Here is a 19,248-nt window from a genome sequence, read left to right as displayed (position 1 = left end):
TTATTAGGAAGTATAGTTGGTGTTGAACATATTGTTACCAAAGAATAATATCGATTATTTTATGCATAACTTTTAGTTCGGAATTTGAATAAAGTGCGACGTAAATGCTGAAAATTAAAATATGAACGATGATCTTTGAAAATGGAATAATGCAGTGTTAAAGATACCTATACTTTTTATATAACTGTGAAAATATATGAAAAAATGTGGTACAATTTTTATATCAATTAAAGCATAATCGTAAAAAGCGGTGAAGTGAAAATTACTTATTTAATTTAGATATATAGGTGGAGGATGAACATGATATTCAAAGAATTTGGCAACAAAAATATGCCAGTTATTATTTTTCTTCATGGGGGAGGATTGTCATGGTGGTCATGGAAATTACAAATTGAAGCATTACAAAAGGATTATTGCATCATCACACCGATTATTGATGGGCATGGTGATGCTTGTGACACTACTTTTGTAAGTATAAAAAAATCAGCTGAGCAGATTGTAAAATATATAAAAGAAAATTATAATGGAAAAGTTTTCGCACTCTGCGGTCTTTCTATTGGTGCCCAAATTGTTGTTGAAATATTATCTCAAGAATCCGATATTACAGAAAATGCTGTTATAGAAAGTGCGTTGGTTTATCCTATCAAAATGGCAACCTCACTAATTGTACCAATGTATAATATGTGCTATGGGCTAATTAAAAAAAGATGGTATGCAAAACTACAAGCTAAAACATTGAATGTACCTAAGGAATTATTTGAGAGCTATTATTATGACAGTTCGCGAATGACAAAAGAATCATTAATCAACATTATGAAAAGTAATGGAGATTATTCAATGCCACAAGCGTTATACAAAACAAAAGCGAAAACATTAATATTAGTTGGTGAGAAAGAATTATCAGTAATGAAAAAATCTGCAATTCTACTACACAAGACCATTAATGGTAGCTTTTTAAAAGTTATTGAAAAAGGTGGACATGGTGAAATTAGTTTAATTTATCCAGACAAATATCTTAATTTGTTACAACAACTTTTTATAAATAATTGTAAATAAGATAAGAAGAATACTTGGTTACATTTAATTCGTATTCTTCTTATTTGACGCGACAACTGAAAAAATAGACAGTTTGCAAAAACACTGCATTATTCAAAGTTGAATTATGTGATGTTTTTGCGTCGCATTTCAAAGACTATTTGTATCTATTGTAAATTTACAATATAAACTCTTTCTTCTTATAAGACGTATCAATTGTTTATATTAATTACTATAGAAAATAAATTATTGAGGTAGGGTAAAAATTAATGATAGAGGTTAAAAATTTAAACAAAACGTTTAAAGTAACACGGAGAGATGATGGAAGGCTTTCAGCACTTAAAGCATTGTTTAAAAAGCAGTATATTAATATTAATGCATTACAGGATGTAAGCTTTAATATTAAGGAAGGTGAGATGGTTGGTTATATTGGACCAAATGGTGCTGGTAAAAGTACTACTATAAAAATATTGAGTGGTGTTTTAATGCCTGATAGCGGTACATGTGTTATAAATGGACGTGTACCATGGAAAGAAAGAATAGCTCATGTTAAAGAGATTGGTGTTGTATTTGGACAGCGATCTCAGTTGTGGTGGGATATACCCGTTATTGATTCTTTTAATTTACTTAGAGATATTTATAAAGTCCCTGAAAAAGAGTATAAGGAAAATTTGAAGATGGTTACTGATTTACTTGATATTGAAAAGATAATCAAGACACCTACAAGACAGCTTTCACTAGGACAAAGAATGCGCTGTGAGATTTCTGCATCTTTGCTTCACAGCCCTAAAATACTTTTTTTAGATGAACCAACTATTGGATTAGATGCTGTTTCAAAAAGAGCAGTGAGAGAGTTTATATCCAATATAAATCGTGAAAAGAAAACAACTCTTATTTTGACAACACATGACATGCAAGATATTGAAGCTTTAACTAATCGTATCATTTTAATCGGGAAGGGTCGTATTTTATTAGATGGTTCTATTAGTGATTTAAAAGAAAAATACAATAACAAAAAAACACTTAGCATAGAGTATAGTGGGCAGGTGCCAAAATCATTTGTACGTTTTATTCCTATTGTATTTATTGCAAGTATACTACCAGAGCCATTTAGACTAAAAGCACCGGAACATCCTGAACAATTTTTAGCGTTTTTAATATCTATGCTACTTGCATTTTTACTTGTTGTTGCATTTTGTATGCTTATTTATATAACAACCTTTTATACGTTGTCACCTATGGGAATACGTATGGTTATGTCTTCGCTTGTGGAATTTTTAGCAGGAGGGGTTATACCATTGCCATTTTTTCCAGATGCAATTCGAAAAATAATTAATTTTATTCCTTTTGCATCAATGCAAAATACACCTTATAGGATTTATAGTGGTAACATTAATGGAATGGGAGCAGTATATAGTATTTTGCTGCAACTATTTTGGACAATCGTATTAGTAGTAGGAGGTAAATTACTGATAAAGAAAGCATTGAAGCGCATTGTTGTACAAGGAGGTTAATATGAAATTATATTTTCATTATATGAAGGTTTATCTAAATTCTATTATGCAATATAAAATTTCTTTTTTCTTAACAGTAGTTGGTCAATTTTTAACATCATTTTTTGCTTTCTTAGGTGTATATTTTCTATTTCAAAGGTTCAATCAAATTAAAGGCTTTTACTATGGAGAAGTATTACTTTGTTTTGCAAATGTTTTGTTATCTTTTTCATTAGCAGAATTTTTTGCAAGAGGGTTTGATCAGTTTGATGGTATGTTATCTAATGGTCAATTTGATCGTATTATGGTAAGACCTCGAAGTGAAATATTTCAAACATTAGCCTCTCAGTTTGAAATAAGCCGAATTGGAAAATTAATACAGGCGGTTGTAATATATTATTATGCCATACCGAAAAGCAAAATAAATTGGACGTTAGACAAGGTTGCTGTTGAAATAATTATGATTATAAGTCGGGTTATTTTATTTGCCACTCTATTTTGGATTTATGCAGCTATTTGCTTTTTTACGACACAAGGGCTTGAAGTATTTAGTATTTTGACAGATGGTAGTAGAGAGTTTGGACGGTATCCTATAAGTATATATGGAGAAAAAATTTAAAAAATTTTCACCTATATTATTCCATTGGCATGTGTGCAATATTACCCATTACTTTACTTAATAGGAAGAAGTAGTAGTATACATTATGCGTTATCACCAGTTTATGCTACAATAATTGTTTTACCAGCGTATTACTTATGGGAATTTGGGATTAGACACTTTAAATCAACAGGTTCTTGAAGAAATATCAAAATTATATGAAATTACATCTGAGAAAAATCAAATGTTAGCAAGAGAATATATGCACTGCTTATAGTAGATATATGATGAAATGCCATAAATCTACTTGTACTTTTACATCAATCTTGTTTAATTATTTAGTGGAATATACGATGATTAAATATAATTTAGGGACTCCCTTAAAATTATTATTTGTTTCGTATAATTTTATAGATGAGGTGATGTAATGGCAGATATTGCTCATTTACTCCATGAAAATAGAGATGAATTCATTAGTGAAAATAAAAATTTTATATATAAATGTACTTATACTATTTCAAAAAGATATCTTCAATGGGAAAATGATGATGAACTGAGCATTGCGTTGATTGCATTTAACAAGGCTTGTGATAATTATACAGAAACCAAGGGGAATTTTTACGCATATGCAAAAATTATAATTAGGAATGCGTTAATTGATTATTTTAGAAAAAATAAAAATTCACCTTTACTTACTTTTGACGATAGTGACTGCAGTATGGAAAGATTAAATAATGCCAATTCCATAACAAATTTTCAATTGGAAGTGGAAAATAAAAATAGAGCAGATGAAATTATTGAATTAAATAAAAAACTTATGGAATATAAAATCGATTTTAAAAGTCTTGTAAATAATAGTCCAAAGCATAAGGATACAAGAGACAGTATTTTAAAACTTGTGTTAAAAATATGTAACAATAGTGAAATTAATAGTTTTATATTAAATAAAAAGCAGCTTCCCGTTAAGCAAATTTGTATATATACTGGATGCAGCAAAAAATTTATTGACAAGTGGAGAAAGTATATTATTGCTCTATTTATATTATTTAGCAGTGAAAATTTTATGTATATAAGGTCATATTTAAATGTAAAAGTGGGTGAGAATGATGGGTAAAAAAGAAGGTATAGTAGTAAGTATAGAAGGAAAATATGCTAATTTACTTACTCCTTATGGTGAATTTATAAAAGTAAATTGTGGTGGTAAAAAACTCCATACTGGCGAAAAGTTTGAGGGAGATGAAGTTCTTCACAGATTAAGTTTTTTTAATACAAGAAAGATAATAGCAGCAGCCTGTATAATATTTGTATTGTTAGTAGGTGGTGGTGTAAAAGCCTACTATACTCCTTCAGCTACTGTTTTAGTAAATATAAATCCTAGCATTGAGCTAAAGGTGAATTTTTTAAATAGAATCATTTCTTTTAAAGGGTTAAATGGTGATGGAAATAAAATATTGAGTGAAGTGAAAATAAATAATAACAATATAAATGATGCTTTAAAAATAATAATTGACCAGGCTAAAAAGGATAAATTTATTGATAAGAATTATGTCAAAACTATATCAATTGACATTAGTGGTAAAGACATAGATGTTTCTGATTTTAAATCAAATATGGCATCTTCTAATTTAAGTGTAAAAATTGAAGCTAATGGTAATATTATTTTAAATAATAAACCAAAGGATAATTCTAATAACAAGAACTTAAATAGCAGTGATAAAGCTGCTGTTAAAGAGAGTGTTCCAAGCAGTGAAGAAGGTTTAAGTGATGAAAAAGAGGATAAAACATTAAATAATAGCACTAGCAGCGAAAATAAATTTAAAAATGAAAATAATCCGTCAAGTGTAGGTAATTCTTCAAGTGAAAGTAATTCTGGTTCATATAAAGAAAAAGACAAAGGTGAATCTAATGTAAAACCGTCACAAAATTCAGATAGCAGTAAAATTAAAGAAAATCAAAGCTCAAATAAAAAAGCTGAGGAAAATATGAGCAGTAAGCAAAATAATAATTCCAATAAAGATAATTCGCACCAGGAGAATTCTAACGGAAATAAGAAAAAATGAAAGAGTAAGACCTGTGGAAAATAATCTTACAGGTCTTATTCTTTTATTTCCCTACAGCTTGGTTTAGTGCATTTTGTACTGCATCTGTAAACCCTTTGCTGCTGTAGGTAGCTCCAGATACTGCATCAACAGAAGTTGATTGTGTTGAAATTATTTCATCGGGCAACGTACTTTCTATATTTTGATAAAATCTAGGTGTGTCTTCTGTAGATATTGTTTGAATATCAGTAATTTTACCATTTTTTATAGTGACAGAGACTTTTGTTGTACCTTCTCTAAAGCCGGTTCCAGTTCCAGTATAAGTTCCGTCTTTATATTTACCTTGTACTGTATTGGAAGAAGAAGTACTTATACTTCCGTTAGAATCATTTTTCTGAACCATAGTTTGAGTGGCAGCTGCATTATTTATAGAAGATGTGTTTTGCCTGCTTAACATAGTATTTCCTAGGTTTACAAGACCGTAAATTCCAATAAACAGAGTTATAATAGCTGAACATGCAAGTTTTGACTCTACATTTTGTCCAATTATGTTTACACTAGTATTTTTCCTAGGGCATACATCTATGCATTTTAAGCAATTTATACATTCTCCACCATGTACGCTATTTGTACTATAAAGTTTTAATCCCATAGAACAATTATTTGTACATACCCTACATTTACCACATTTATCATTAGGTTTTTTGATTTTGAATATACTTATTTTAGATAACAGTGAGAATACAGCACCTAAGGGACACAAATATCTGCAAAAAAATCTTTCAATAAAAATATCTCCTAAAGTTATTAGAACTAAAAGTACAAAGCCTATAGTTAAAGTTGATATAACCTTAGAAAAATCTGTTATTTGAGCAAAGGCATCCCAAGGACTTGTACCTTGTAGGATATTACTTCTACTATTGTATCCAGCAATTAGAAGTAATAACAGCACTACGTATTTTACATATTTGAGTTTAGAGTCTAGTTTTTCACTTATTTTAAAATTAATTTTAAATATTCTTTTCGATATAATATGAACCCAATCATTAAAAGTACCGAAGGCACAAAACCATCCACAAAAAAATCTGCCTGCAAAGATAGTAAATAGTATGCATATTGAAAACTCCAGCAACTGTGGAAATGCTTGAATGAAATTAAAGTTTCCTTTAATAATCATCTGAAAAATATTTTTTAGTTCACTAAAGGCCATTATATAAAGGCCAGGTAGTAAAAAAAATAAAATTAATTGTACGATGTGCCTTGCAATTTGTATTTTCCCTATTTTTTTTGCCATTTTTATAGCTCCTTTTCAATTTATAGTTTTGTTGTTTCACTATAAAATTAAATTATTATAGAACTATTATAAAAAGGCAACCTTAAAAATAGATTAAAATTCAATAATTTTATTTAAAATCCGCCAGCTCCGCCACCTCCGGCAGCACCATCACTGCTGCTTCCAGAATAATTATCTGATGCAACACTTGAATTACCTGAAGATCCTGTGTTAAAAGAATTGTATATATTACTGCTAAAGGTGTCATCTTTGTCAAACGTAGAACTGTCAAAAATTAAATAGTAGTACAGCCAACCCATATCTTCTGAAGGAGTTCTAAAAGAATTTTTAAGCTTAGACATACTATTTTGTTTTATATTTAAGGCTTCTGCATAAGGAATATAGGTTTCAATGTTGGAATTTTTTATATTATATTCTAAGTCCATATTTTGTACATGAGATTTAAATTTAATCCATTTTTTATATTGAGATTGTCCATAAGCACTTTTTTTACAGCAGCACATTGCTCCATAGACAATCATGAAGATTGATATGATTAAACTAAAAATACCTGCATGAGCTTCAGTCATAAGTGAAATAGTTGAAAAGATCAATTCAACTACAGCAAGAATAATTATAAACATTCCTGCTTTGGAAGCTTCAATATCGTAGTAATTTCTTGATTTGGATTCTTCTTTTATAAGGTTTAACCAATTTGCAAAATTACTATGAGATGAGGATCTTTTACAATGCTTTTTTATTTCCAGGGTGTTTACATTTTGGCCGCTGCCCATTATGTCAAATATCCAATGCATAAAGTATTTTTCGTGTTTTAATAGCAGCCAATCGGGTTCTTTATTTTTTATAATTAAAAAGTTTAATTTTTTTTCAGCACTATCCAATATGTTTTTCTCAATAGTTAAGTAACCTTTTCTCCATAAGTCAAGTATTGTAGCGTAGATAGTTCTTCCATTTATAGTTCTTGCAGTTAAATAAGCTGCAACTGCAGGTGTACAATCTTCAGGAATCTCAACAGGAGAATATACACTATAAGATGTATCTTCAACTTTGCTAAATTTTTTTGGTGTTTTAAATATTAAAAAGATGGAAAGAAAACACAATACTGCATCTATAATGTTTACTATATTTCTTACAAGTATAATATGAGCTATTTTTTCCTGCTGCTGCTTTTTATAGTTTGTCTCTTGACTTAAAATGGTATTTAGCATGTTTTTATTACTTATATTTTTACATAAAGGTATTAACTTGCTTGGAAAAAGCAACCTTACCTGCACCAGCTCCTTTGATTTTACATGAGGAAAAAAGTAATCTACATTTCCATTTTTTATAGTGTATTCTCCATTTGAAATGCCATGGTAATAGGCTTTTATATATTGCTTGTCAATGTTTTCTGGAAGATTAATGTGTATCTTTAAATTGTCTATTTTAGCCTCATTATAGTCTGACCAGTAGGTGTAGTAAAATTCACCAATATCATTATATTTTACTGATACATTTTTTATAGTATAGGTTATTTTAAAAGTTTTTTTCTCATTTTTTGAAGGACAATAAATTTTAATTCCAAATAAATTCGTACCTTTTGATAATATTTCAAATACACCATTATCTCCGTTTTTAACATTAGAACTTTCTTTAAATGGAACTTCACTACCATTCTGTGATATAAGTGATACTTTAAGGTTGTTTATACCTTTGGTTTTTATAGTAGATATATCCCGATAGGCTCCATTATAGTTATCTTTAAAATTGTAGGTTATAATTTCTTCCACATTTATAGAACCATCTTCTTTTATAGTGGTGTTTATATTGAACATGGATAAATCCACCCCACCTGAAGCGCAGACTTTAAAAGAGTGAATTGAAATTGCAAAAAATAATATAAAGGTACTTATTAAAAGCTTTTTTAAAAATTTCATTATTATTCTCCTATTAGTTTTTTTCATAAGTTATAAAACTGTATTTTATATTGTTATAGCAATGTTCTTTGAATTCGATTACATGGTAATTATCTTTGTTAAATTTAGGAAAATAAGTATCGCCTTTTTCATGAGAGTGAATTTTGGTAAGGTATAATTTATTGCAGTAGGGGAGTAATTGCTTATAAATTTCCCCTCCGCCTGAAACAAAGTTTTCTGTAGGGGAATCTTTGTATTTTAAAACGTCTTGAACATGGTGGAGTATTTCTACTCTTTCATCTAAAATGTTATAGTTTGTATCTCTTGTTATGACAATATGTTTTCTTTTAGGAAGTATACATGGGAGGGATTCGAAAGTTTTTCTTCCCATTATAATGGATTTACCATAGGTGATGTCTTTAAATCTTTTTAGATCCTCTGGTATATGCCAGATTAGTTTATTGTCCCTGCCAAGTACATAATCTTCATTTAAAGCTGCAATTATATGTAACATTACGTGATTTCCTCCTGTCTATTTAATACTAAAGTATATGTAAATAGTATATCATAATTTCTTATAAATTTTTACAAAAATATTATAGAGTTTCTAATTGAGAGTTAACTTATACGATATTATATAAGTTTAAATTTCAATTAGAAACTCTATAGGTTTTCTGACTTAATATAAAAATATTGCGAAGCAATTTTTTAAAACTGCGAAAGTTGAATTAGTCCTTCTTTACAATATCCATAATCAAACCATTGGCATATACCGCATATATTTTTGAAGCTTTCATAAGTTATTTTTTTGCGTATAACATCTAAAAGATCTCTATAGTAGTATACTTTATTTTTATCTATTTCAAATAGATCTAATACTTTTTTGTCTAAGTAGTCCACTTTATATTGATGCTCACAGGATTTGTCGCCTATATTATGTGGACAGCAAGAACAAAGGATGTCTGTTTTGGCTATAATCTTCACCTGTGTGGAAGGGGCATTTTTTAAAGTATAAACAATCTTATCCATATTTTTAGTAAAATTTTCACTATAACCGTAACCTCTATACCCCTGTATACATAATAGATGATGAGCTCTTAGTGTTAACATTTTATAAGATTTGTTTTTATGAGGGCTTGTCGAACTCTACTACCCAATATATAAGCAATTATAACTTTTATGGTATCCAAAGGTATAAATGGAATAGCACCTACAAATATGGATTTTTCTATTGAAATTTTTGTTATAAATGAAAGCTGAAGTATTCCAATTGCATAACAAAATATTAATGAAATCATTAGCCCTATAATTGATTTAATAAAAGATAGTTCTTTTTCTGAAATTTTTCCTATGATGTAAGCTATAATGGGATAAGATATGAGATATCCTCCAGTTGGTCCCAATACTACACTTAAACCGCCATGAAAATTTGCAAATACAGGTACGCCAACTGCTCCTAAAAGTACATATACCAATTGAGATAATGCACCAAGTTTACTTCCTAAGATTACTGCAGATATGTAAACTGCTAATATTTGAAAGGTTATAGGCACAGGACTAAATGGCATCGGTATAGAAATTTGAGCTAAAATAGCTGTTAAAGCTGTAAATATAGCTGTTGTAGTCATTTCTCTAAGTTTTAAGTTCATATTTTTTCCTCCTTAATAATTGTTAACCTATACAATATTTACGTTGACAATAAAATTATAATAATTATTTAATGAATTGTCAACGTAAAATACATATTAAAGTTAACAATATATTAGAAGCATAATAAAAAATAGATGTGATACATTAAACTTTTCACATCTATAACATTATAAAATTTTTTATACTATATATGCCATATGCCTTATTCCCAGTTAAATTCAATTTCATAATAATATTTTTTTATAAAGGACATTTTATTTTTATGCCTAGCGTATTTTAATGCTTCATTGTACATTTTATCTTTAGATTCTTCATTAAATTCAAAAGATTTTATTGTGCTAATATATATTCCAGTCTTAGTCAGCCGTTTTATTACTTCCCAATGCATTTAATATCCCCCCATATTATTTGCTGCATATATATTATTTATAAAATGTGGTTTTATAATTTAAGTATACTATTTGTATCTGAAATATTATACTTAAATTTGTCTACTATATTTTACACATTGTGACTTTTTACAAAAATAAATTTCTAATACCAATTTAATATGACTGTCATTGATATTTAAATACTTGTACAATTAAAATAGGGAAAGACCAAATAATGTTAGATTTATATTTAAAAATTCTATAATTTGGAGGGATATTGATGAATCCAGTTAATGTAATAAATAGTGAAAATCCATGTAATATAGTTGCAAGTATTCCACATGGATCTAGTAAAATAACTTTGGAAATGAAACAAAGCATGAAAAAAGGAGTGGTGCTTCCAAACAATGATTGGTTTTTAAATAACCTTTATGATTTTTTACACGAGTTAAATATAACTGTAGTGTCGGCTAATTACAGCAGATATGTTATAGATGTAAATAGAAATATTGAAAATAAATATGTACAGGGTAAATATACAAAGTCCTTAGTATATTATAATACTACCTTTGACAAAAAAATTTATGATAAACTTTTGAAAGAGGAGAAAATAGAAGAACGAATAAAAAATATCTATGATGTATATCATTTTTGCTTGCAAAGGGAAATAGACAAAATTTTAAAGCTAAAGAATAGAGCCTATTTGTTGGATTTACACAGCTTTTTTGAACAGTCGAAAGCAGATATAATACTTGGAACCCGTGAAGGAAAAACTTGTTCTAAAGAATTTTTAAGGGTGGTATATGACGCGCTTACTTCTCAGGGGTTTAATGTAAAAGTTAATGAAAAGGGACTAAGGGGAGGGTATATAGTATCTCATTACAGTTCTATGAAAAATGTTGAGGCCATACAAATTGAAATAAGGTATACAGCATATATAGAAAATAGATATTTTGGTGAAGAAAAAGTTAAAAGTATAGACAACACATTATTTAACGATGCTAAACGACGGCTGTATAAAGCTTTTTCCCATATAAAAGAAAAATTAGACATTATGGATTAATAAAGTGAAAATTAGACAAACAAGGTAAAAAGTATAGTAAATTTATTGATTAAGTTCTGCCGGTTAACTATAATAAAAATAATAGTTAATATAATTTTTAAAGATAATATAAGGAGAGTAGATTTTTATGATTTCTATAAATGAATTAGATTATGTAAAACGTATGTGTGAATCACAAGCGGAAATGATACCAGGTGGGGTAGTATATTTTATTACTGAGAAAAGTAAAGTTGTTTGGAAAAAGGAATCAAAGATATTTGATATGAAGTCAATGGATATTGGATTTGATTTAAGTCAACATAATTTAAGATTAAAAGCATTAGAGGAAAAGAAAAATGTTACAGAGAACATTTCAAAATCTAAATATGGAGCACTTAAAATTTTTGAAGAACCTATAACTGATGAAAATGGACAAGTTACTGGGGTGTTTTGTTCTGTATTTTTAAAATCACATCCTGTAGCAAAGGCATTTAAGAATTTTGCACCAATATTAGTTGAAATGTTTCCAGAAGGAGCTTTTTTTATTTTATCTGACTTGGAAAAGGTTACTAGTGTACAGCGATCTGAAAAATTTGATATACCTGCTATTAAGCCGGGAGTTTCATTTTTAGATAATCCTGCATCTGTAGTAAGTAAGGCGATTCAAACTAAAAAATTTGCATCAGAGAATATAGATGCTTTAGGGGACTTAGGAGCTGTTAGGATGGCAACTTATCCATTATGTGATGAGGATACAGGTGATGTTGTGGGTACTTTTGGAATGATTATACCTAGAGGGGTTACAGTGAATTTGAAAAATATGTCCAATGATCTTACGGAGAATATTACAGGAGTATCCTCTACTATTGAAGAATTAGCTGCTTCAGCATCTGAAATACATACAAATGAGCAGAATCTGGATAATGAAATAAAACAAATAATATCTTTGTCGGAAGAGATAAATGAAGTATCTTCTTTAATAAAAGGTATTTCAGATGAGACTAAGATGCTTGGATTAAATGCCTCAATTGAAGCAGCTAGGGCAGGAGATGCTGGAAAAGGTTTTGGAGTAGTTGCACAAGAAATCAGAAAATTATCAGAACAGTCAAGAAGTACAGTGCCTAAAATTGCAAAGTTAACAGATAATATCAAGGAAAAGGTTGAATCTTCTAGCAAGATGAGTCAGAATTCATTGACTTCAAGTCAAGAGCAGGCAGCGGCTACACAGGAAATAACAGCTAGTATAGAAGAAATTACATCTATGTCAGAAAATTTAAATCAAATTGTAAATAGTTTATAAATTGTAATAATTCACTAAAAGTATGGATTAAGATTCATACTTTTTTTTAATGTAATTGTAAAGGTGGAATTTAGTAGTATCTCTATTGGATGTTGTTAAAACATAAAAAATAGTATATACTGGTGTATATACATCAAATTGTAGTATAAAAATATTGGTATGGTATAAAAATATTAATATATTATAAAACAAAAATATTATTGTAGAGGTGTAATATGGACAAAACATTTTTAATAAATGAAATAAATAGGTTGAAAAAAGAAAAAAATGCGTGCATATTGGCACATAATTATCAACTGCCAGAAGTTCAAGATATAGCAGATATTGTAGGGGATTCTTTTGCACTAAGTAGAGCTGCTGCTAAAATGGATAATGAAGTTATAGTATTTTGTGGGGTTAAATTTATGGCAGAAAGTGCAAAAATACTATCACCAAATAAAACAGTTTTACTTCCTTCAAAATATGCAGGATGTCCTTTAGCAGAATGTATAGATGAAGAGCAACTTATGGAGGAAAAAGAAAAGCATCCAGAAGCAGCTGTAGTATGTTATATAAATTCTTCTACTGAGGTTAAGGCTATAAGTGATATATGTTGTACGTCTTCTAATGCAGTTAAAGTTATAGAAAGCATGGATAAGGATGAGATATTATTTGTACCAGATGAAAATCTTGCCAGTTATGTAGCCGAAAAAGTTACAGATAAGAAAATCATACCTTGGTCAGGTGGTCACTGCATAACTCATGCCAGAATAACTATAGAAGATGTTAAAAAAATAAAGGAAGAGCATCCTGGAGCTGAAATGCTAGTACATCCTGAAGTTTCAAAAGAAATAAGGGATAGTGCTGAATTTGTTGGAAGTACGTCACAGATAATTGACTATGCAAAGAAATCACCAAATAAGGAATTCATCATAGGTACTGAAATAGGGGTACTTCATAAAATGAAAAATGATAATCCTGAGAAGAAGTTTTATTTATTAAGTCCAAGACTTGTGTGTCAAAATATGAAAATGACTACACTAAAAGATGTCCACAATTCTCTTTTAAATATGGAACATGAAATATTTATTCCTGAATCAATGAGAATAAAGGCATTGGGTTCCCTTGAGAAAATGTTACGTATTGAATAAATTCTATATAGGCTGGTGATGTAAAGTGGAAAGAAGATATTTAGCAAACTATAACGTGAATTCCTGTGAAAGCAAGAGCTTTGATGTAGTTATAATTGGAGCAGGAATAGCAGGACTTTATACTGCTTTAATGCTTTCTAAAAATTTAAAAGTAGCGGTTTTAAGCAAAAAGGATGTATATGATTGTGATTCATATCTGGCTCAGGGAGGAATTGCAGCAAGTATACAAAATGATGACAGACAGCTTCATGTAAAGGATACTATAAATGCAGGATGCTATGTTAATGATTTGGAAGCTGTAAATGTACTTGTAAATGAATCTGAGAAAGCTATAAATGATTTGGTTAGTCTTGGAGTTAAATTTGATAAAAACTCCCAGGGTAATTTTTATAGGTCTTTTGAAGGAAATCATTCTATTCCAAGGATACTTCATGTAAATGGAGATTCTACAGGAAAAGCTATAATGGAGGTTCTTGTAAACCAGGCTAAAAATGCTCCCAATATAGAAATAATACCTAATATCTTCGCCCTGGATATTGTTGATAACAAAAATAAATGTTGTGGTATAATGACATTTTACAAAAATAAATTTGTTTATTTAAAATCAAAGTGCTGCGTAATAGCCTCTGGTGGAATTGGACAGTTATTTTCTAAAACTACTAATGTAGATGTACTTACAGGAGATGGAATTGCCATGGCAATAAGGGCAAAGGTAACCTTAGAAGATATGGAATACATTCAGTTTCATCCTACAGCTTTATACTCTAAAAATAATGAGGAAAAAATGTTTCTAATATCTGAAGCTGTAAGGGGAGAAGGTGCGGTACTTAAAAATAAATGTGGAAACAGGTTTATGAAAGAATATGATTCAAGGATGGAACTTGCTCCTAGGGATATTGTAGCTAGAGCAATTAGTGATCAAATGAAAAAAACTGATTCCAATTATGTTTATTTGGATGCTACTATGTACGAAAAAAAATTTTTAGAAAATAGATTTAATAAGATTTATAGTGAATGTAAAGACAATGGTATAGAAATGTATAAGGATTACATACCTGTAACTCCAGCTGAGCATTATTTTATGGGTGGTATTAAGGTGGATTTGTTTGGAAGAGCTAGTATGGAAAACCTTTATGCAGTCGGAGAATGTGCTTGTACTGGGGCTCATGGGGCAAACAGGCTTGCCAGCAATTCTTTAATGGAAGCCCTGGTTTTCGGAAAAAGGGCTGCGGAGGATATCTTAAATAAAGTAAAAGTTATAGATGAAGATAACTTTGAAAACAGTGAATTTATTCCTCAATGTAAAGAAAGTCACATGAACTTTTCAAAACTTAAGCAAAATCTGAAGATATTAATGGAAAATAATTTAGGAATAGTTAGAAGAATTGATAACATTAAAATTGCATTAGAGGTTGTAGATGAAGTTCTTTTTAAATTTCAATATATAAATTTTAAAAGTATTGAGCAAGTAGAAGTTTATAATATGTATGAAGTTGCTAGAAGTATAATTAGGGCTACTTTGGAAAGCAAGACTTCTATAGGAAGTAATTATATAGAAGAGTATTCTAAAGATAATTTAGTTTTGAGGTGATTGAATTTGAATTACTTAATAGTTGATAAGTTAATAAAAAATGCTCTTATAGAAGATATAAATTACGGTGATGTTACTACAGATAATTTGCTTTTAGAAAGTGAAGTTTCAAAAGGAAGATTTATTGCAAAGGAGTCAGGTGTTATTGCTGGAATTTATGTGGCTAAAAGAGTATTTGAAATTGTGGACAGCAGTATAAGATTCAACGTCAAGGTAAAAGATACTTCTAAAGTGGAGAAAGGTGATGTTATTGTAGAACTAGAGGGAAATTCTAAATCTATATTAAAAGGAGAAAGGGTTGCCCTTAATATACTTCAAAGAATGTGTGGAATTGCAACTAAAACTAATAAGATGGTTGATTTAGTAAAGGATTATGATGTGAAAATAGTAGATACAAGAAAAACTCTTCCTGGATTTAGAATTTTGGATAAGTATTCTGTTACAGCAGGAGGAGGATACAATCACAGGATGAATTTGTCTGATTTTGTAATGATTAAAGATAATCACATAAGGGCAGTAGGTTCTATAACGGAAGCCGTAAAAAGAATAAAAAGTAAAATTCCATTTACAGCTAAAGTAGAAGTAGAAGTAGAAAATCTCGATCAGCTGAAAGAAGCGGTTAATACTGAAGTTGATGTAATTATGTTGGATAATATGGATGTAGATACTATGAAAAAGGCTGTGAAATTTGTAGATAAAAAGTTTATTTTAGAAGCTTCAGGAAATGTCACCGAAGATACTATAGTAGATATTGCCTCTACTGGTGTTGATATAATATCTATAGGTTCTCTTACACATTCTGTAAAAGCAATGGATATAAGTTTAAGATTTATCTGATGGCTACCTACTGTAACACTCCCAAGCATACAGCGAAAGCAAATAAGATTCATTAATATAGAGTTCCAAATTCTAAAGTTATGAATAGTATATTAAGAGGAACAAATGAGGTGATGACATTGGCTATAGAAAACTTGAAAGAGTTAAAAAGTCAATTGGAACTGGATGCAACTAGATTAAGAGAAAGTATATGTATAAAAGACAGTCTTTGTATTAAAGATAAGATATGGGATACTGACGATATGTTTAAAGATATAAAACAGAGGGTTATACTTGAATATATTGAAAAACTGCTGGATAAAATTAAATCTTAGTAAATAACAGAGAAAACCATCAGCTAAACTAAGCTGATGGCTTTTTTTCATCTTCATTATACTCAAAGTTACATTCTTTAAGAGGTACTATTTTTGTCTTCTTAATAATCTTATATCCAATATACAAAGATATAAATATAGGAATACACATATAATTTGTTACAAAATCAAACCAGCTAAATGTTTTAGCTTGAAATACCCATATATTAGAACCGAATATAACAATTATACAAAGTATAATAGATATAATAGGTGCAAATGGATATAATTTAGCCCTATATTTTAAATCTTTCAAATTTTTGCCTTGTGCAGTGTATGCTTTTCTAAATCTATAATGGCAGATAGCTATACCTAACCATGCAAAGAAGGCTGTGATACCAGAAGCATTATATAGTATATAATATATTTTCCCATCTCCAATCAGAGAGGCGAAAAAAGCAAAACAAGCAATAACAGTTGTGGCGTATAAAGCAGTTGTAGGGACACCATGTTTGTTTACTTTTGATAAAAATTTAGGTGCTTTCCCTTCTTTGGATAGGGAATAAAGCATACGTGAAGCTACATAAAGACCTGAATTACCGCAGGAGAGAACAGATGTTAAAATTACTGCATTCATAATACTTGCCGCAATTGCCAGACCAGATCTTTTAAATACCATGGTAAAAGGACTGTATGAAATATTATCTGCACCACTTTTTAATAAGTTTGGATCGGTGAAAGGTACTAAAAACCCAATTACTATAATTGCCCCCATATAAAATAGTAAAATACGCCAGAAAACATTTTTTATAGCTTTAGGAACATTTTCTTCAGGATTTTCCGATTCACCTGCAGCAAGGCCAACTATTTCTGTTCCGGAGAAAGAAAATCCTGCAACCAAAAATACATTAATAATAGCAGATATTCCGCCAACAAAAGGTCCTTTCTTCCCAGAAGCATCTGATAGTACCCAATTACTTAATCCAGGTGATTTTCCACCTAAAATGCCAAATATCATGAGAACACCTACTATAAGGAATACTATAATTGTGACAACTTTAATACTTGCAAACCAATATTCACTTTCACCGTAAATTCTTGCTGAAAGAATATTTAAGATAAAAATTATTACTAAAAATAACATACTCCATAAAGTAGTATTGGTATTTGGAAGCCAGAATTTAACAATCATTGAACCTGCAACCAATTCAGCGGCAACGCATATTGCCCAGCAAAACCAGTAATTCCATCCAAGGGTAAAACCTAATGCAGGGTCAATGAATCTTGTAGCATAAGTTTCAAAAGATCCTGATATAGGTAAAAGTGTTGCCATCTCGCCGAGGGATGTCATCAAAAAGTAAACTAAAATTCCCATAATTACATAAGCTAAAACAGCACCGCCAGGTCCAGCTGTGCTGACAGCACTGCCGCTGGCAAAAAATAAACCGGTTCCAATTGATCCTCCTATGGCGATCATGTTCATATGTCTGGCTTTTAGAGTCCTTTTAAGTTGACCTTGTTCATTTGATTTTGAATTTGTGTCCATTTTAAACTTCCTCCTTTTGTTTAACAATAAAACATATAGTTATTTACCTATGGGACACGCATATTCACATGTTCTGCAATATTTTATAACATTAACGGGTTCTTTTGTGGAAACTTCAGGTATAGTCAAAGGTTTAATGCTAGCTACATCTTCTTCCATTTGTATATTACACAAGGTTCTATCGAAATTTCCAACTCTTCCAGGTAGTTCACTTCTACCTAATTCTGAAGGAAAATATATTTCCTTAGCAAATGCACCTTTTTTGCATTTTTCCCAGCACTTAATTTTGCAGCTTTTACATGGATCGTATGCAGAAGGTCCGGTTGATTGTAAATCTAAACTTAAACCAAGTGCTCTTAATCTTACATGAGGACCATATTCAGGTGTAACCAATAAGTTATTTCTACCTATGCATCCTAATCCAGCCACTACTGCTGAATCTTTTAAGAATATTCCGCCCTTTTCCACATGATAATTAAAAGAATAGGTTTCTATACCTTCATTTTCCAATGTACTTTTAACACTTTTGGTAATACTAATTAATTTTTTATTGCCTATAGTATTATGATCTTCAATCCAATAGTCCACAGCAGGATTGTCTACAGGATGATGATAAGCTAAAATAAGTACACTTTTTATTCCCTGGGGCCATAGAACCTCTGTTAGAAATTTATCTTTTTCTCCACGCATATAAGTTCCAACACCGTTGTATTTAGGCATTTTAGGTACTACAGTAAATGCAGGGGCTTTTTTTAGGTCCTCAACATTTGCAATTCCTGCTAGAGAAGCTCCAGTTTTTAGTCCAAGTTTTATAATTTCTTTTGATGTAAGTTTGTCCATAATTTGTACTAATGTATTTTAATATGTAAAAATACATTATTCACTTCCTCTCTTTAAGTAATGTATTTTAAATTCATGAATTTTTTACCGAAAAATAAAAAATCCTCTTTCTAAAAAGAAGAGGATAAATAGCATAGGTTATTATGAGAGTTTATTAAAAAAACATCTCTCCCTCATCTTTCAGAATTATTATGATCTGCTGGAATTAGCACCTTTACATGTTTACGCATGGGCAAAGCATGAGGTTGCTGAAACTTCATAGGGCCAGTCCCTAAGTTTCTCTTGATAAGGATT

18 protein-coding genes, 1 pseudogene and 1 riboswitch are annotated in these 19,248 nt (G+C 29.9%); of the genes and pseudogenes, 11 read left to right on the top strand and 8 right to left on the bottom strand.

Annotation, left to right across the window (positions count from 1 at the left end):
• The first annotated feature begins 300 nt into the window (after positions 1-300).
• From DMR38_RS12570 to DMR38_RS12550, 5 genes and pseudogenes are all read left to right on the top strand, one after another.
• Complete coding sequence (locus DMR38_RS12570) at positions 301-1,056, top strand: alpha/beta hydrolase (RefSeq protein WP_127721646.1); 756 nt, start codon at positions 301-303, stop codon at positions 1,054-1,056.
• Positions 1,057-1,304: 248 nt separating this feature from the next.
• Positions 1,305-2,549, top strand: coding sequence for an ATP-binding cassette domain-containing protein (locus DMR38_RS22635; protein ID WP_127721645.1), 1,245 nt, complete (start codon positions 1,305-1,307; stop codon positions 2,547-2,549).
• Position 2,550: 1 nt separating this feature from the next.
• Positions 2,551-3,327: pseudogene (locus tag DMR38_RS12560) on the top strand (ABC-2 family transporter protein).
• A 226-nt stretch (positions 3,328-3,553) separates the two neighbouring features.
• A complete protein-coding gene (sigI, locus tag DMR38_RS12555; protein ID WP_127721644.1) occupies positions 3,554-4,240 on the top strand; it encodes an RNA polymerase sigma-I factor in 687 nt (228 codons plus the stop codon).
• Positions 4,230-5,186 carry an anti-sigma factor domain-containing protein gene (locus DMR38_RS12550; RefSeq protein WP_127721643.1) on the top strand — a complete coding sequence of 319 codons (957 nt, stop codon included), beginning with the start codon at positions 4,230-4,232 and terminating at the stop codon, positions 5,184-5,186. Before sigI ends, DMR38_RS12550 begins: the two co-directional genes overlap by 11 nt.
• A 43-nt stretch (positions 5,187-5,229) precedes the next feature.
• On the opposite strand, the gene DMR38_RS12545 is transcribed toward DMR38_RS12550, so the two are convergent.
• From DMR38_RS12545 to DMR38_RS12520, 6 genes are all read right to left on the bottom strand, one after another.
• On the bottom strand, positions 5,230-6,459 hold the full coding sequence (locus DMR38_RS12545; RefSeq protein WP_127721642.1) for a 4Fe-4S binding protein: 1,230 nt from the start codon (positions 6,457-6,459) through the stop codon (positions 5,230-5,232).
• A gap of 113 nt (positions 6,460-6,572) precedes the next feature.
• Positions 6,573-8,375: a DUF2207 domain-containing protein gene (locus tag DMR38_RS12540; protein ID WP_127721641.1), complete on the bottom strand. Its 1,803-nt coding sequence runs from the start codon at positions 8,373-8,375 to the stop codon at positions 6,573-6,575.
• A 13-nt stretch (positions 8,376-8,388) separates the two neighbouring features.
• Positions 8,389-8,868, bottom strand: coding sequence for a dihydrofolate reductase (locus DMR38_RS12535; protein ID WP_127721640.1), 480 nt, complete (start codon positions 8,866-8,868; stop codon positions 8,389-8,391).
• Positions 8,869-9,062: 194 nt separating this feature from the next.
• Positions 9,063-9,464 (bottom strand): DUF1284 domain-containing protein, encoded by a 402-nt coding sequence (locus DMR38_RS12530; RefSeq protein WP_127721639.1) that lies wholly within the window; start codon positions 9,462-9,464, stop codon positions 9,063-9,065.
• Positions 9,458-10,003, bottom strand: coding sequence for a biotin transporter BioY (locus tag DMR38_RS12525; protein ID WP_127721638.1), 546 nt, complete (start codon positions 10,001-10,003; stop codon positions 9,458-9,460). The genes DMR38_RS12530 and DMR38_RS12525 overlap by 7 nt, the downstream gene beginning before the upstream one ends.
• A 203-nt stretch (positions 10,004-10,206) precedes the next feature.
• Positions 10,207-10,392, bottom strand: a complete 186-nt coding sequence (locus tag DMR38_RS12520; RefSeq protein WP_127721637.1) for a hypothetical protein — start codon at positions 10,390-10,392, stop codon at positions 10,207-10,209.
• 263 nt (positions 10,393-10,655) lie between these two features.
• On the opposite strand from DMR38_RS12520, the gene DMR38_RS12515 reads away from it, so the two are divergent.
• The 6 genes from DMR38_RS12515 to DMR38_RS12490 all read left to right on the top strand — a co-directional run bounded on the left by DMR38_RS12515 (position 10,656) and on the right by DMR38_RS12490 (position 16,589).
• A complete protein-coding gene (locus tag DMR38_RS12515; protein ID WP_127721636.1) occupies positions 10,656-11,438 on the top strand; it encodes an N-formylglutamate amidohydrolase in 783 nt (260 codons plus the stop codon).
• Positions 11,439-11,565: 127 nt separating this feature from the next.
• Positions 11,566-12,717 carry a methyl-accepting chemotaxis protein gene (locus tag DMR38_RS12510; RefSeq protein WP_127721635.1) on the top strand — a complete coding sequence of 384 codons (1,152 nt, stop codon included), beginning with the start codon at positions 11,566-11,568 and terminating at the stop codon, positions 12,715-12,717.
• A gap of 215 nt (positions 12,718-12,932) precedes the next feature.
• Positions 12,933-13,847, top strand: a complete 915-nt coding sequence (gene nadA / locus DMR38_RS12505) for a quinolinate synthase NadA (protein ID WP_127721634.1) — start codon at positions 12,933-12,935, stop codon at positions 13,845-13,847.
• A 25-nt stretch (positions 13,848-13,872) separates the two neighbouring features.
• Positions 13,873-15,438 (top strand): L-aspartate oxidase, encoded by a 1,566-nt coding sequence (locus DMR38_RS12500; RefSeq protein ID WP_127721633.1) that lies wholly within the window; start codon positions 13,873-13,875, stop codon positions 15,436-15,438.
• A gap of 6 nt (positions 15,439-15,444) precedes the next feature.
• The gene (gene nadC, locus DMR38_RS12495; RefSeq protein ID WP_127721632.1) at positions 15,445-16,275 is read left to right on the top strand and encodes a carboxylating nicotinate-nucleotide diphosphorylase; all 831 of its coding nucleotides are present in this window, start codon (positions 15,445-15,447) and stop codon (positions 16,273-16,275) included.
• An 80-nt stretch (positions 16,276-16,355) separates the two neighbouring features.
• A complete protein-coding gene (locus DMR38_RS12490; RefSeq protein ID WP_127721631.1) occupies positions 16,356-16,589 on the top strand; it encodes a hypothetical protein in 234 nt (77 codons plus the stop codon).
• Between the two features lie 28 nt (positions 16,590-16,617).
• Here DMR38_RS12490 and DMR38_RS12485 read toward each other — a convergent pair whose 3' ends face one another.
• Together DMR38_RS12485 and DMR38_RS12480 are read right to left on the bottom strand one after the other, a co-directional pair.
• Complete coding sequence (locus DMR38_RS12485) at positions 16,618-18,114, bottom strand: amino acid permease (RefSeq protein ID WP_127721630.1); 1,497 nt, start codon at positions 18,112-18,114, stop codon at positions 16,618-16,620.
• Between the two features lie 39 nt (positions 18,115-18,153).
• Positions 18,154-18,954, bottom strand: a complete 801-nt coding sequence (locus DMR38_RS12480) for a hypothetical protein (protein ID WP_127721629.1) — start codon at positions 18,952-18,954, stop codon at positions 18,154-18,156.
• 170 nt (positions 18,955-19,124) lie between these two features.
• Positions 19,125-19,246, bottom strand: a riboswitch (SAM riboswitch).
• Positions 19,247-19,248: the final 2 nt, after the last annotated feature.

This window comes from Clostridium sp. AWRP, assembly GCF_004006395.2.
GTDB lineage: Bacteria > Bacillota > Clostridia > Clostridiales > Clostridiaceae > Clostridium_B.
The sequence above is the reverse complement of the archived record's forward strand: the minus strand, read 5'-3'. Positions and strand labels throughout refer to the sequence as shown.

Coding starts and splice junctions, on each gene's coding strand:
- DMR38_RS12570 (WP_127721646.1), top strand. CDS start 301: ATGATATTCAAAGAATTTGGCAACAAAAATATGCCAGTTATTATTTTT.
- DMR38_RS22635 (WP_127721645.1), top strand. CDS start 1,305: ATGATAGAGGTTAAAAATTTAAACAAAACGTTTAAAGTAACACGGAGA.
- sigI (WP_127721644.1), top strand. CDS start 3,554: ATGGCAGATATTGCTCATTTACTCCATGAAAATAGAGATGAATTCATT.
- DMR38_RS12550 (WP_127721643.1), top strand. CDS start 4,230: ATGATGGGTAAAAAAGAAGGTATAGTAGTAAGTATAGAAGGAAAATAT.
- DMR38_RS12545 (WP_127721642.1), bottom strand. CDS start 6,459: ATGGCAAAAAAAATAGGGAAAATACAAATTGCAAGGCACATCGTACAA.
- DMR38_RS12540 (WP_127721641.1), bottom strand. CDS start 8,375: ATGAAATTTTTAAAAAAGCTTTTAATAAGTACCTTTATATTATTTTTT.
- DMR38_RS12535 (WP_127721640.1), bottom strand. CDS start 8,868: ATGTTACATATAATTGCAGCTTTAAATGAAGATTATGTACTTGGCAGG.
- DMR38_RS12530 (WP_127721639.1), bottom strand. CDS start 9,464: ATGTTAACACTAAGAGCTCATCATCTATTATGTATACAGGGGTATAGA.
- DMR38_RS12525 (WP_127721638.1), bottom strand. CDS start 10,003: ATGAACTTAAAACTTAGAGAAATGACTACAACAGCTATATTTACAGCT.
- DMR38_RS12520 (WP_127721637.1), bottom strand. CDS start 10,392: ATGCATTGGGAAGTAATAAAACGGCTGACTAAGACTGGAATATATATT.
- DMR38_RS12515 (WP_127721636.1), top strand. CDS start 10,656: ATGAATCCAGTTAATGTAATAAATAGTGAAAATCCATGTAATATAGTT.
- DMR38_RS12510 (WP_127721635.1), top strand. CDS start 11,566: ATGATTTCTATAAATGAATTAGATTATGTAAAACGTATGTGTGAATCA.
- nadA (WP_127721634.1), top strand. CDS start 12,933: ATGGACAAAACATTTTTAATAAATGAAATAAATAGGTTGAAAAAAGAA.
- DMR38_RS12490 (WP_127721631.1), top strand. CDS start 16,356: ATGAATAGTATATTAAGAGGAACAAATGAGGTGATGACATTGGCTATA.
- DMR38_RS12485 (WP_127721630.1), bottom strand. CDS start 18,114: ATGGACACAAATTCAAAATCAAATGAACAAGGTCAACTTAAAAGGACT.
- DMR38_RS12480 (WP_127721629.1), bottom strand. CDS start 18,954: ATGGACAAACTTACATCAAAAGAAATTATAAAACTTGGACTAAAAACT.